The following is a 13,402-nucleotide window of genomic DNA, read 5'->3' as shown; positions in this document are numbered from 1 at the left end:
TCAAGCTGTAGTGGATCAACCACTCTAAAATTCCCGAAAATCCCCGCCAAAAAAGCCACAAAAAGTTATGTATGCTTTTTTTGCGTGGCGGTGCGCTCCATGTTCTTTAAGAGAAGAAAGCATTAAGAGTAATGATGGCTTCTCTTAAAACGGTTTCAGGGTTCAATAATCAATATCTCACCTATTGACAGCTTCATCTAAAATTGGCTATACTGTGAACGGTCACAATATGGTTGCAACATTGGATAGCAAGTGAGCAAGAGCGATGGGGAAAGAGCTTGTCATGGCCCAGAAAAAAAAGAAGACTACCATTCGTGATGTTGCACGGCAGGCAGGTATTTCCTATCAGACAGTTTCGCGTGTTTTGAATGGGAACAATAATGTTGCAGAGGAGACGCGCAAGCGTGTCCTGCTGGCAATGCAAGAATTGGATTTTGTCCCCAATAAAGTTGCGCAGATGCTTAATACCAACCGCTCGCAAATTCTGGAGTTGATTATTGTTGACATTATGCAGGGTGGTCACTTCGCTGACTCCATCAGGAGTATGGCGTTGGCGGCTAGAGATGCTGGCTACAACCTGCTTGTGACTATGACCAGCTCGGATGAACTGGGGATGGCGTTGGATAACGCCGCGGCGAGGTTAGTAGATGGAGTAGTGATGTATGCTCCTTCTCTTCGTATTTCCGATGAGAAGTTGCTGGAGCTATGCAACGGGCTCCCCCTGGTGCGCCGCGACTACGTGCCGAATTCCCGTCTTGCATGGGTTGGCTTTGACCAGGTGTACGCGACGCGTATGGCCGTGGAGTATTTTATTGAACTTGGGCATCGCCAGATTGCGGCCATTCCGCCCTCCACCAATCTGATCAATGGGCAGTTGCGCTATACTACCTGGAAAGAGACACTGCGGCAGCATGGTCTAGAGCCGGGACCTGTGCACGAGGCACATTATACGTTTCGTAGTGGGTATGAAGCTATGGAGCACATTCTAGCGACACATCAGCCTTTTACCGCTGTGCTGGTTGGTTCAGATACGATGGCGCTGGGGGCGATGCATGCTCTCCATGAGCATGGCTTGCATATTCCAAACGATGTCTCGGTACTTAGCTTTGATAATGCGGAATTGGCCTCCTTTACTGAACCGCCGCTGACGACAATTAACTTTGCCTTTAGAGAGCAGGACAGTATGGCCATCAAATATCTTGTTGAGATCTTAAACAATTCGGAGATGAAACTGCACCAGCGTATCTTGTTACCGGATCTGGTGGTACGAAAAAGTACGCGCAAACTTGCTATTGATACTGCATATGTACAGTAACGTACAGTTCCCACTCGTACTTTGTTCATTGAGGAATATCTCTCTTCTCAAGAAGAAGAGGTTGCTCCACTATTTGATTTGATACTTGGATGCTCTTTCCCACTTGCTTGCAATGGATAGGTACGTTTCTTCCATTGGTCGCGCCCAAGCTTTTCGCTACAGATACATTTTTTATCTTCCTGATGATCCAGTTTATTCGCGGTATTCCGACAGAACTGGATGATACTGCCAGGATAGATGGCTGTAGCCACTTTAGCTTCTACTGGCGCATCATCCTGCCATTAGCGCTGCCCGCGCTGGTGACTACAGCCATCTTTACATTTATCTGGACATGGAACGACTTTTTTAGCCAGTTGATCTACCTCAGTGACGAAGCAACGTTCACTATTCCAGTTGCACTGAGTGACTTCTCCGCGTGGTCTAAAGACCAGCGGCTTCTCGCAAGTACATTTTCTCCTTGCGAGCTACACCGATATGAGGCATGAACCTCAGCCCGATGGGGGCAGCCATATCAGCCCCAACTACGTGAGGGATACCCATTTCCCCACGATACTTGTACCGAATGTTGCAGGCTCCTACAAAATCACGATGCCCTTTCCACCCACATGCTTTGTTCGTGCAACAGAAATTGCGTCCTTGAACCGGGCTCTTCCGCCGTTTGCCACAGACAGGACACGTCTTGCTGGTATACGACTCTTCCTGTATCTCTACCAGCATACCAACTCTTTCAGCCTTATAGGTGAGTTTGTGGCGAAGAGAACCAAAGGACCATTGGTGGAGTTTCTGATTATTTTTGGAGCCAACATCCAAATCTTGCCGGATATCGCGCACATCGCCAATTGCCAAGGTCTGCACACCGTTTCTCTGAAGTGTGGAGATCAACCTTGACGTGCTCTGATGCTCAATATCTTTGATCTGATGTGCTAATTTCTTGAGTTGCTTTTGCTTTGATCTGACAAGTTTCTTGCGACGACGCGAGCCTTTCTTCTTCGCATCAATCTTCTTTTGCAATGTTGCTAACACCTTGTTGCGATACTGCCTCTTTGAGCGGAGGAGACGCCCATTGAGGATATAGGTCTGTTCCCCATCGTGACTGACAGCCATGTGAATTTCGCCTAAGTCGATCCCTGCCACCTTGTCGCCATTTTCAGGGACAGGCAGATAACAGGGTTCATAGGTCGCAATGGCTTCATACTCGGTGCCAGTCCAGCAAATCACGAGGGTTTGTGGAATGGTCCAGGCCCAATCGAGGACAAGAGGTTCATTGCCTTTGCCATTGGACAACATGAGCTTGCCATTCTTCACCCTCATGGCAGAGCGTTTGTACTCAATGCGAAAGTACCACTTACGCCGCCGTGGTGGCTTGGCAGTTGGATCCGTTTTTCGTCGTTCTCTCCAACTCTTGAGTGAAGCAAAGAAGGCTTGTACGCAAGCATCAGCCGTATGAGCGTGGAGTTTGTTGGAGGTATGCCAGCGCATCAGATGCTTGGGCTTGAGCCAGATGCCTTTTTTTCTGACCGTCCGCCAGAAAGAGACGAGGGTAGCAGTATAGACTTCCCCACAGGCATGAGCCAACTCCTCAACTTGAGGAGTCTTGCCGATCTTGACCCGTTTGATCTGATACACGCTACACGCCTTTCTGTGCTTCAATATAGGCTTTGATACCTTCTGCACTCACTTGCCCAACCGTACAAGCAAAGTAGGAACGCGTCCACAACGACGGCAATTTCTTGAGAATGGGAGCAAACTCTTTTCGCAAGGCAAAAGAGGTAACGCCCTTCAACTCCTTGACGACATCAGCGGCGCTGTCGGTCGTCCAGACACGCACAAACAGATGGATGTGATCGGGCTCAATGGCGAGTTCAATGATCTGCCACCCCTTGCTCTCACACGTTTCCTGTAAAAGCTGCTCACAACGTTCTTTGATGTTCCCCGTAAGAATGGGCTTGCGGCGTTTGGGACACCAGATAAGATGATACAAAATCAAATGCACCCGATGTTCATCACGCTGATAGGTTGTTTCTGTTGAAAACATAGTTGTAGTATACAGTATATTCAACAGAGACACAAGGGCTAAAGCCGCAATCGCCTGACCGCTAGGGATGAATCCCTGCGGCTTGCGGCGGGCTAAAGCCCATAAACGTCAATTTGTGGATAGTACAGGAAATTCAGCCTATGGGCAACTTTTTGCCATGCCTGTGCTATCTCTGTTACCCATTTTCGGCTTCTTCCTGATTTTCCAGCGTCTCTTAATCCAGGGAGTAAACACGACAGGACTGAAAGGATAACAGTGTACTATCCCCTCTTACTCGGCGAGATTTGTCGCCAGGATGCCGTGCGTTTTATACTGGAGATAGCACATTCTATGCCCTGCTAAGTTTATGGTTTGACTCTACCTGTATGCGTTTTTCCAGCAATAGAGCGTTATGGAAGTTGAGAGGAAATATGGAAGATGCTGACCATGTGCCAGGGCAGGCTCCTGGCCCTATGTTTGACCAGCATAAACATAGGCATACGTCCGATAAATATGAGCATGAGAAGCATGAAGCGCATGAACATCACGACCATGACCATGCACATGATCATGACCATGTGCATGGGCGCTGGGGCTGGTTGTTGGAGGCGCTGCCCTTCGTGCATGGCCATAGTCATGCCGAGGCATCTGTGGATACCGCGTTGGAGAGTAGTGACCGGGGTATCTGGGCGCTGAAGATCTCTTTATTAGGTCTGGGGGTCACGGCGCTCTTTCAGCTTGTGATTGCCATGCTGAGTGGAAGCGTCGGCCTGCTCGCGGATACCATTCATAATTTCTCGGATGCCCTGACGGCGGTGCCGCTCTGGATCGCCTTTGCGTTCAGTCGGCGTGCGGCGAATCGGCGCTACACCTATGGCTATGGCCGACTTGAGGACCTGGCCGGAGTGGTAATCGTGCTGATGATCTTCCTGAGCGCGCTCCTGGCAGGCTATGAAAGTATCACGAAGTTTCTGCACCCTGAGCCGCTGCATTATGCCTGGTGGGTCATGCTGGCAGCTATTGTCGGCTTCGCGGGGAACGAGGGTGTGGCCATCTTTCGCATTCGCGTTGGTAAAGAGATCGGCTCAGCCGCCCTTGTGGCGGATGGCAAACACGCTCAGGCAGACGGCTTGACCTCGCTCGCAGTCCTCATCGGTGCCGCCGGCTCTCTGCTAGGTTTTCCCCTGGTGGACCCGGCCATTGGCCTGCTAATCACGCTGGCGATTCTCCTTATCGTCAAGGATACGGCCCTGGTGATGTGGCATCGCCTGATGGACGCGGTTGACCCGCAGGTAATAGATAGCCTGGAGCGGGTAGCGCGAGCGATTCCCGGCGTACTCGATATACCGGAGCTGCGTGCACGCTGGCTAGGACGTGCTCTGGAGGCCGATATGCGCATTGAGGTCGATGAGAATTTGAGTATCCGCCAGAGCCATGATATCGCCGAGGAGGTGCGGCATGCACTCTTTCACACACAACCGCGCCTGGCAACTGTCCAGATCCATGTCGATCCACATGGTACGGCGGAGTATGACCCACACAGCCTGACCAGGCACCATATGCGACCTCCCAGAAGCCAGGCCGATTAGAGTGGGCTATGATCTAGATTGCCATCGAGGGCGCGATCAATGTTGACGCAGGCGGTGATCATGGCCAGGTGCGTAAAGGCCTGGGGATAGTTGCCCAGGGCCTCGCCGACCAGCCCGACCTCTTCGGCGAAGAGTCCAACGTGATTGCTAAAGGAGAGCATCTTCTCCAGCAGGAGCCTGCCTTCGCGGGGACAGCCTGAGCGGGCGAGGTTCTCCGCCAGCCAGAAGCTACAGGCGCCGAAGGTCCCCTCAGTGCTTTCGATGCCATCACTGGCGGCACATTGTGGGTCATAGCGACTCACAAGCGCGCTTTTGGCGAGATCACGCTGTATACGGCGGATAGTTGAGAGCATACGTGGCTCGTTGGCTCCTGTGAACTTGACGAGGCCCATAAGGAGCAGGCTGGCGTCGATGGCGTCGCCGCCATAATATTGCACAAAGCTCTGGTCTTTATTGCTCCAGCCTTCCTCCATGATCTGTTGATAGATCTGAGTGCTTGTTTGCATCCATTCGGCGTAGGGAGCGGGCAGGCCCCGGTGCCTGGCGAGACGCAGCGCGCGGTCGAAGGCCACCCAACTCATCAGGCGCGAGTGGACGAAGTGTTTGGAACCACCGCGTACCTCCCAGATGCCTTCATCCGGCTCTTGCCAGTGGTCCTCAAGCCAGTGCAGCAGGCTACGCATATGCTCCCAGAGGTCGTATGAGATGTCCTCGTGACGGTTATAGATATAGATCGCGTCCAGCATCTCGCCATACACATCGAGTTGCATCTGAGTATAGGCGCCATTGCCGATGCGGACGGGCGCGCTGGCCCGATATCCCTCTAAATGAGGCAGAATTTTCTCGCTGAGATTATGCTCACCATCGATGCCGTACATAGGCTGGAGCGAGCCGCAATCTGGTAGCTCGTGACAGCGCTCGTCCAGCCAGTTCATAAACTGCTCCGCCTCCTGGGTAAAGCCCAGAGTGAGCAGGCTATAGAGGCTAAAGGCGGCATCGCGCAACCAGGTAAAGCGATAATCCCAGTTGCGTGTTCCACCTATAGTCTCGGGCAGGCTGGTGGTGGGTGCGGCCACAATCGCCCCGGTGGGGGCATATGTCAGCAATTTTAGCAGCAAGGCCGAGCGCTCGACATACTCGCGCCAGCGCCCGCGATACTGGCATTTCTTGAGCCATTGGCGCCAGAAGGTCATGGTGCTATGAAACATCTCCTGGTAGCCCTCTTCACAGAGGGGATCAGGAGCCTGCGCACCCGCGGTGGTGCTTTCCAACATAAAGTGCAGCGACTCACCCTCATGTAAGACAAAATGCGCCTGCACACCTCCCTGATCATCTGGATAGAGCGCGATATTGGTAGAGAGTCCAAGGTGGAGACCCTGGCTGTGGAAGACGGCTCCCTGCTCGGTCAGATGGGTATCATGTTCGTCCTGAGCATAGTTGAAGGCTGGCCGACAGGTCAGGTGAAACTCCATGCTTCCCCTGGCGACCTCGACTGAGCGAATGATGTGGTGGGGTAGGGTGTGGGAATCGTCATCATCTTTGATGGGCATGAAATCAGTAATCTCACCAATACCATCAACGCAGAGAAAACGCGTGAGTAAGACGTTGGTTTCGGGCAGGTACATCTGCGAACTGCGCAAATCGTTCGTTGGCGTGGGTGCGATCTGAAAGAAGCCGCCTTTATTTGCGTCCAGGAGCGCGCCAAAGACGCTTGGTGCGTCGAAACGCGGAAGGCAACACCAGTCAATCGAGCCATTCTTCCCAACCAGGGCCACCGTATGCAGGTCGCCGATAATGGCATAATCTTCAATAGGTAAATATCTTGCTTGTAGCTCCAGCATGCCTCGTCTCCAATCTCCTGCAAGGATTCTGCTTCTAAGCGCCTGTAAACACTACCTGATTACAATGTATCCGCATCTGCAAATGCTATGTTCTTTTCTTTGCCTCCTTACCATAGGCACCACGTTTACGGTGCGCAAGGCGATTATGCGCTTTCGTAAATAAAGTTGGATTATCTTGAGCGCCAGGAGAGCACAGCAGGCTGATTTCATAGCTCGTTTTAATTTAAGCAACAGCATAATTGGTGCATCCGGTAAATCAGCGGGAAATGTGTAGGGGCCATGCTTGCATGGCCTTCCTCCCGCAACGTGAGTACTTCTCCTGGGGAAAAGAGTCTAAGCCAACTTGGACCCTACAACTTTCCGGATGTATCAATAAGCTAATCCCTACTGAGGGGGCATTTGGGTGTGGGCATAACTGATGGTAGTGGTAAGAGAAGGAGAGCGAGGGAGATCGGGGGTAAAACGGCATGAATTGCTAGATGTAGTTCGGTTTGTGTGTAACCTCCCTCGCTATGGGATTGAGTATAGCAGATACGCGAAAATACTTCATTAACAGCTTTTAAGAAATTGCCCCAGGAGTACTAGCTTCTCTTGCGAATGGGGTTGAAGCATTGGATGATGTGTTTCCTTACACAAATGTCGTGTCTACTCTTCACTTTTGTTTGACCTTTCTTTGACACTCCCCCTGCAAAAGCAAGGGGGATTCTTCTTTCATCCAGCCCGCTTGCCCGTTGTGGCCTTGCGATCAGAGCGAGTAGAGGCGGTCTGTCCAGAAGCGTTCGGTGGGGCTTGCGCCCCACCCGTTCCTGTCTGCCCGACAGTACGATAGGCCTTGGCTAATATGTTGAGCGCCGCATTGTGATCGCGGTCAAGCACCAGGCCACAGGAAGGACAGATGTGGGTCCTCACACTGAGCGACTTCTTGATCCGTGCCCCACAGGTGCTACACTCCTGGCTCGTGAAGGCTGGCTCGACGGCGATGACGGGGATGTGATGCAAGGCTCCATAGTAGGTGAGCCAGAGAATGAAGCGGCCCCAGGCTGCATCGTTGATGGATTTTGCCAGCTTGCGGTTCTTCACCAGATTGGCGATTCTCAAGTGTTCATAGGCAATCAGATCGTGAGATGTGATCAGCGCGTTCGCCGTTTTTCTGGCGAAATCTTCACGCTGCCTCTGAACCTTGAGAGAGCCTTTGGCAAGCTTCTTTCTTGCCTTCTTACGCTGCTGAGATTGCTTCTGTGTGCGAGAAAGGCGACGGTGCAAGCGCTTGAGCTTACGCTCGGCCTTTCTCAGATGGCGTGGGTTGGCAACGGTGTTGCCCTCGGCATCGGTCAAGAACGCTTTGAGTCCCAGATCAATGCCGGTGTGCTTGCCTGTTGGGATATGCTCAATGTGCCGTTCAGCTTGTATGGCAACTTGCGTATAGTAGCCATCGGCACGCCGGATGAGGCGCACGCGCTTGATCTGCTTGAGCGGGAAGATTTCCATGTCGCGTGTGCCTACGAGCCGAAGCCGACCAATGCCACAGCTATTTCAATGGAAACGGTCTGTGCTCAAGCTCACTTTGTGAAATGTGGGTAAGAGTCAGGCTTAAAAGACGGGGGCTTTCTCGCTCGTTTCTTGTAATATTCCAGGGAACAGAGATTCAGTTGGTGCAATTGAGCAAAAAGTGGCTCAATTCACAGCTTCTTTGTTAGAAATGTGCGATCCTTTGATGACTACGTACGAAGAGCTTATGCGAAAATCGGCTGATACGAGGAGCCTGGCGCCTTTCCGTTTTTCGGATAAGCTCAAGGAGATTCAGAATGCGCGATAAACCATCACTAGATTCCTCTCAGCTCTCTTTTTTCAAGAGACTTCAGATGCTTGCAGACAAGGGGACAAAAGTTTTTTCCATTGCTTTTCTCGCTTTGAGTGCGATTGCATTCATTGTGGCAACGCTAGTTGTGTCCAATGATTACGACACTCTTACGGTGCATCTAGATTCTCCTGCTCTCCTAAGAATTGCTCTTTTCTGCCCTCTAGTGATAGCAGTTGGCATGGTGCTTGTTCTGGGTAGGCGGCGTTTCTCGATCTTACGTCTGAGTTATTGGCAAAATTTTCTGATTATCCTTGGCGCTGTTCTTGGCCTGTATTTGAGTTACCAGCACATTTTCTACCATCGGGTCTGTTGCGATATTGTCTATACGGAAGCCCGGGGATATCCATTGGGGGCCTCGATATTTTCCTGGGAGCCAACTCACAGTCCGCCCTATAGCTGGAATGAGATAGATGCACTGATAGGACAGCATTCTGGTCAGGTTGCTCAGAATATTGACTGGCCTACTATCTTTGCCAATGGTATGTTCTATGCCAATGCCACCCTCATCCTGGTCGTCACGCTCCGCTGCATGCTGCTCCTCCCTGGACGATTCATCGGTAGGAAGAAAGCTCGCACGAGCTTACAGCGTACCTAACCAGGATGAGGGAGATTCCAGTTTGCTCTCCAAAAGAGCGCTGGCACACATGTGTGCCAGCGCTCTTTTGGAGAGCAAACGCTTTCTCCTGGTCTATGTTAGCGCGTAGCTTCTTGCACTCGCTCAAGCCATTCATTCACCAGGGCGTTGAAAAGCTGGCTCTGTTCGATCTGGGCGTTGTGTCCAGCGCGGTCCAGTACGGCAAAAGTGCCACGTGGGTAGTTGTCCAGGATGCGCCAGGCACCACGGTAGCCAACTGAGGCATCCTGCCTGCCCGTAAAAATCACGGTTGGCTTTGTAAATGGTTGCGGCAACTGATTCACCTCGAACGAGAAGCGGTAACGCTGCCGGATTTTCTGCAAAAACTCCCGATCAGCCAGGCGCAGGCCAGGCAAAATCTCGTCACGAAAGCGTTGCCAGTTATACTCATCCTGTACTACTGCCATCGGACCGAATTCTTCTGCGTCTGCTGGAGCAAGTGTGGCAAGGAACTCGGGATTGGAGACAATCGTCGTATGTGAGGGTAGGTCACCCGGGACATGTCCCTCGACGACTGCTGGGCAGATCAAGGCCAGCCCCGCCAATTGTTCAAACTTGCGTAAAACCACACCTTGGCTAAGATAGCCCCCGTAGGACTCGCCCACCAGCAAGAAACGCTGCCCGGGAATAAGCGCATCGATGAAGCCCAGAACAAGGTCGAGCATATCATCGCTGCTATTGACGGATGCCTTCCCTGGCGTGTGCCCCATGCCAGGTAGGTCGAGGTAGATCCGGCGCCAGCCAGTCTTCTGCGCAAATAATGGCTCCATACAGCCTGTCATCAAGCGGTGATCGGGCGTAAATCCATGGATGAGGATAACCGGCGTTCCCTGACCATATTCTTCATAGTAAATAGGGGTATCATAAACCAGACATTCCATAAATTCAGAAGACTCCTTGTTAGCAAACAAACGGTGTTTTATGCCTATCTTAACAGTAAATGAGGTTAAATTTATTCCTGCTAGACGGAAAGCCCTTTATTAAGGATTGCAGCACTTGTAATTTTACTATCGATTCGTTATAATTATATCGAACCGTAATACAAAGAGGGGGAATAGCGATGTCGCACGAGAACGATCAGACAGAGCAGCTAGGAGAGCAGGAGGTTACTCACACTGGCAAGAAGGGCGGTGCCTCTGAAGCGCGCAGGTCAAATCCGGCGTATGAGCTGTTTGTCCTGGGTGAGCTGATGCAAGGTCCCCACCATGGATATAAGCTGAACGAGATTATCAATCGCATTCTGGGGCCGCAGCGCCAGTTAAGCTGGGGAACGCTGTACCCGCTCATCAAACGCCTGGAGCAGGAGGGGTTGATTACCGTCTTTGTGGAGCAACAGCGTGAGTTTGCCCAGGAAGAGCGCCGGGAACGGGGACAGCCTCGCCGCGCCTACGCGATTACTGACGCGGGCCGCGAGCGCTTCTTTGAGCTGATGCACCAGCCACAAGGGTATGCCTACCACCCTGAGTTGTTTGCCGTTCAGCTATCAAAGTTTAACCTGCTGACGCCTCAAGAGCGTCTAAGCGTGCTTGAGCGCTATCGCACCTACCTGGAAACGTTTCGCGACCACTATCGCAAGGGGCAACCGCGTGTAAAACTAAATCCTCAGCTAAACGAGGATGAGCGTACCTTTGTGTTGCAGCTCGTTGACTACAATCTGCACATGTTAGACGCTGAGATCGCCTGGTTTGAACAGGCGATAGCTGAGATAGAGAGGGCCGAGTAGCTCGACGCTACTAAAGTACGCGTCTACATATAACGAGCATATGTAGACGCGTACTTTAGTAGCGTCGGGCTTGCTTCATACTAAAGGAGTTGAAGGATGGATACCTTGATGCTGGCGCGCTGGCAATCGGGCCTGACACTTGTATCCCATTTTCTTTTTGTGCCGTTAACGCTGGGTCTCGTCTTTATGGTGGCGCTGATGGAGACGTTCTACGTCATGCGTGGAGATGAGACCTACAGGCGCATGGCCCGCTTCTGGGGCCAGTTATATATCATCAACTACGCCATGGGCTTTCTGACTGGCCTGGTCCAGGAGTTCCAGTTTGGTTTGAGCTGGTCCGCTTTCTCCAGCTATGTGGGAAACGTCTTCGGCGCGCCGCTGGCAATTGAAACGCTGCTGGCCTTCTTTCTGGATGCCACCTTCTTTGGTTTCTGGCTCGCGAGCTGGGATATCGTGCCGAAGAAGGTGCATCTTGCCTTCATCTGGATCGTGGCGCTTGGTGTCTACCTCTCGGCGGTCTTTATCCTGATCGCCAACGGCTTTATGCAGCAGCCTGTAGGCTACGAGATCCACAATGGACAACTGGTCCTGACCAACATCTCGGCCCTGGTCACGAATCCTAACTTCTTGATCGCCCTGGAGCATGTGACGGCGGGTAGTCTGCTGACTGGCGCCTTCTTCGTCAGCGGCGTCAGTGCTTTTAACCTACTTAGGCGGACGACAGAACATACCGTCTTTCGTAACTCATTGCGCTTGAGCATGATAATCGCCTTCCTGAGTAGCCTGGCTGTGATCCTGGTAGGTGGAGCACAGATTCAAAATGTTGGTAAAGTCCAGCCTATGAAAGAGGCGGCGATGTTTGGGAAGGTGGGAGACGCTGCTGCCTTACAGGCGCAATTCGTCAAGTTGTATGGTCCAGGCAACTATATCCCCTTGATGCCGGTAATTGTAAACACTTTTCATCTCATGGTCATTCTGGCTGCGTTATTGTTGATAGCCTCCCTTATCGGCCTGTTGCTTCTCTGGAAGGATGCGATTGTGCGCCAGCGCTGGTTCCTGCGTCTCCTTCTGCCCTTGATCGCCTTCCCCTACCTGGCTAATATTAGCGGCTGGCTAACGCGAGAGATGGGGCGTCAACCCTGGGTCGTGCAAGGTTTATTGAAGACGAGCGACGCACTCTCACCCTCACTTAATGCATCGATGGTCTTCACCTCGCTGCTGGCCTTTACCCTGGTCTACGCGACCCTGGCGGTGATTGATGTCTACCTGCTCTGTAGGTATGGCCGCCTGGGTCTACCTGGCTCTCCCGACACGAAAGAACAAGAATCCTCGAATGAGGAAACTGAGAATGTCTTTGCGCTTCAGTAGCGCCCGTTGCTGAAAGAGGTTAGGCTTTTATGAATCTTCAGATACTCTGGTATGGCCTGGTTGGTCTGCTACTGGCTGGATACTTTATCCTGGAAGGCTACGATTATGGTATCGGTATCCTCCTGCCTTTCCTGAGCAAGGACGACCGCGAGCGCAGAGTGCTTTTGAACGCGATGGGTCCCTTCTGGCTGGGGAATGAGACCTGGCTGGTGGCCGCTTTTGGCGCTATGTTCGCGGCTTTCCCCAGGTGGTATGGTACCTTCCTGAGTAGCCTGTATGGCTTTGTGCTGCTGCTGATCTTCTCCCTGATCCTGCGCGGGGCGGCGCTGGAGTTTCGCAGTCATCGGGCTAGCAAGCGCTGGCGTGGCTTCTGGGACCTGGTTATCTGCGGCGGCAGTATCGTGCCTGGACTAGTCTGGGGTGTGATCGCGGCCGCGCTCGTGCAGGGACTCCCCCTGGATGCCCAACTGCGTTTTGTGGGCACACCCTGGCAGTTGTTGACGCCCCTGGCCTTGTTATGGGGCCTCACTTTTATCGCCCTCTTTGCGCTCCAGGGTGCACTCTTCCTCCGCCTGCGCGTGGATGCGACTATTACCATGCGTGTTGAGAGGGCAGCGCGGAGGCTCTGGATTCCAGCGCTATTCATGGTTGTTTTGCTAGCTATCGCTGGTGCTTTCGTCTCTCAGGCCATGCTGCGCCTGCTGGTCGTGCCCTGGATCGCGCCCTTAAGCGTGCTTGTGCCTCTGCTGTTCTTCATTGCGGGGCAGTTGATCCAACGCCAGCGCTGGTGGTTGGCGCTCATATCGACGAGCCTCTCTATGCTCTGTGGTGTGCTCGCGCTGGCAATGAGCCTCTTTCCACATCTCCTGCTCTCAAGCCTTCAGCCCACCTGGAGCTTGACGGTTGAGCGTGCGGCGGCGGCCTCTTCCAGCCTGGTCCTACTCACCTGGGTTGCTTTAATCTTCCTGCCCATTATCATCGCCTACCAGACCCTGGGCTACTGGATATTCCGCAAACGCCTCAATATGCGGAGCCGCTTGCATTATTAAAAAAGGTG

The 13,402-nt window shown here is 52.5% G+C and carries 10 protein-coding genes and 3 pseudogenes; 8 read left to right on the top strand and 5 right to left on the bottom strand.

Annotated features, from left to right (window positions below):
* Positions 1 to 283: 283 nt before the first annotated feature.
* Both KTE_RS42640 and KTE_RS42635 read left to right on the top strand, forming a co-directional pair.
* Positions 284 to 1,315 (top strand): LacI family DNA-binding transcriptional regulator, encoded by a 1,032-nt coding sequence (locus KTE_RS42640; RefSeq protein ID WP_201392921.1) that lies wholly within the window; start codon positions 284 to 286, stop codon positions 1,313 to 1,315.
* Positions 1,316 to 1,422: 107 nt separating this feature from the next.
* Positions 1,423 to 1,725, top strand: a pseudogene (locus KTE_RS42635) (carbohydrate ABC transporter permease); the annotation flags it as partial.
* A 10-nt stretch (positions 1,726 to 1,735) separates the two neighbouring features.
* On the opposite strand, the gene KTE_RS42630 reads toward KTE_RS42635, so the two are convergent.
* Complete coding sequence (locus KTE_RS42630; RefSeq protein ID WP_201392919.1) at positions 1,736 to 2,941, bottom strand: RNA-guided endonuclease TnpB family protein; 1,206 nt, start codon at positions 2,939 to 2,941, stop codon at positions 1,736 to 1,738.
* A 1-nt stretch (position 2,942) separates the two neighbouring features.
* Entirely contained in the window at positions 2,943 to 3,350 is a 408-nt protein-coding gene (gene tnpA, locus KTE_RS42625; protein ID WP_201392917.1) for an IS200/IS605 family transposase, read from the bottom strand.
* Between the two features lie 112 nt (positions 3,351 to 3,462).
* Between tnpA and KTE_RS50335 the strand changes: the two are divergent.
* Positions 3,463 to 3,603: pseudogene (locus tag KTE_RS50335) on the top strand (carbohydrate ABC transporter permease); the annotation flags it as partial.
* Between the two features lie 157 nt (positions 3,604 to 3,760).
* Positions 3,761 to 4,918: a cation diffusion facilitator family transporter gene (locus KTE_RS42620; RefSeq protein ID WP_201392915.1), complete on the top strand. Its 1,158-nt coding sequence runs from the start codon at positions 3,761 to 3,763 to the stop codon at positions 4,916 to 4,918.
* On the opposite strand, the gene KTE_RS42615 is transcribed toward KTE_RS42620, so the two are convergent.
* Together KTE_RS42615 and KTE_RS42610 are read right to left on the bottom strand one after the other, a co-directional pair.
* Positions 4,915 to 6,759 carry a glycoside hydrolase family 15 protein gene (locus KTE_RS42615; protein ID WP_201392913.1) on the bottom strand — a complete coding sequence of 615 codons (1,845 nt, stop codon included), beginning with the start codon at positions 6,757 to 6,759 and terminating at the stop codon, positions 4,915 to 4,917. The genes KTE_RS42620 and KTE_RS42615 overlap by 4 nt on opposite strands.
* A 711-nt stretch (positions 6,760 to 7,470) precedes the next feature.
* A pseudogene (locus KTE_RS42610) lies at positions 7,471 to 8,292 on the bottom strand (RNA-guided endonuclease InsQ/TnpB family protein); the annotation flags it as partial.
* A 506-nt stretch (positions 8,293 to 8,798) separates the two neighbouring features.
* Between KTE_RS42610 and KTE_RS42605 the strand changes: the two are divergent.
* On the top strand, positions 8,799 to 9,215 hold the full coding sequence (locus tag KTE_RS42605) for a hypothetical protein (RefSeq protein ID WP_201392911.1): 417 nt from the start codon (positions 8,799 to 8,801) through the stop codon (positions 9,213 to 9,215).
* Between the two features lie 98 nt (positions 9,216 to 9,313).
* On the opposite strand, the gene KTE_RS42600 is transcribed toward KTE_RS42605, so the two are convergent.
* A complete protein-coding gene (locus KTE_RS42600) occupies positions 9,314 to 10,135 on the bottom strand; it encodes an alpha/beta fold hydrolase (protein ID WP_201392909.1) in 822 nt (273 codons plus the stop codon).
* Between the two features lie 179 nt (positions 10,136 to 10,314).
* On the opposite strand from KTE_RS42600, the gene KTE_RS42595 reads away from it, so the two are divergent.
* The 3 genes from KTE_RS42595 to cydB all read left to right on the top strand — a co-directional run bounded on the left by KTE_RS42595 (position 10,315) and on the right by cydB (position 13,394).
* Positions 10,315 to 10,977 (top strand): PadR family transcriptional regulator, encoded by a 663-nt coding sequence (locus KTE_RS42595; RefSeq protein ID WP_201392907.1) that lies wholly within the window; start codon positions 10,315 to 10,317, stop codon positions 10,975 to 10,977.
* Positions 10,978 to 11,073: 96 nt separating this feature from the next.
* Positions 11,074 to 12,345 (top strand): cytochrome ubiquinol oxidase subunit I, encoded by a 1,272-nt coding sequence (locus tag KTE_RS42590; RefSeq protein WP_201392905.1) that lies wholly within the window; start codon positions 11,074 to 11,076, stop codon positions 12,343 to 12,345.
* A 29-nt stretch (positions 12,346 to 12,374) separates the two neighbouring features.
* Positions 12,375 to 13,394: a cytochrome d ubiquinol oxidase subunit II gene (cydB, locus tag KTE_RS42585; RefSeq protein WP_201392903.1), complete on the top strand. Its 1,020-nt coding sequence runs from the start codon at positions 12,375 to 12,377 to the stop codon at positions 13,392 to 13,394.
* Positions 13,395 to 13,402: the final 8 nt, after the last annotated feature.

Origin of the sequence: Ktedonobacter sp. SOSP1-85, from assembly GCF_016587415.1 — a bacterium.
In the GTDB taxonomy this organism is placed as follows: Bacteria; Chloroflexota; Ktedonobacteria; order Ktedonobacterales; family Ktedonobacteraceae; genus Ktedonobacter.
Note: the sequence above shows the minus strand (reverse complement) of the source record. Positions and strands in the feature narration are given on the sequence as shown.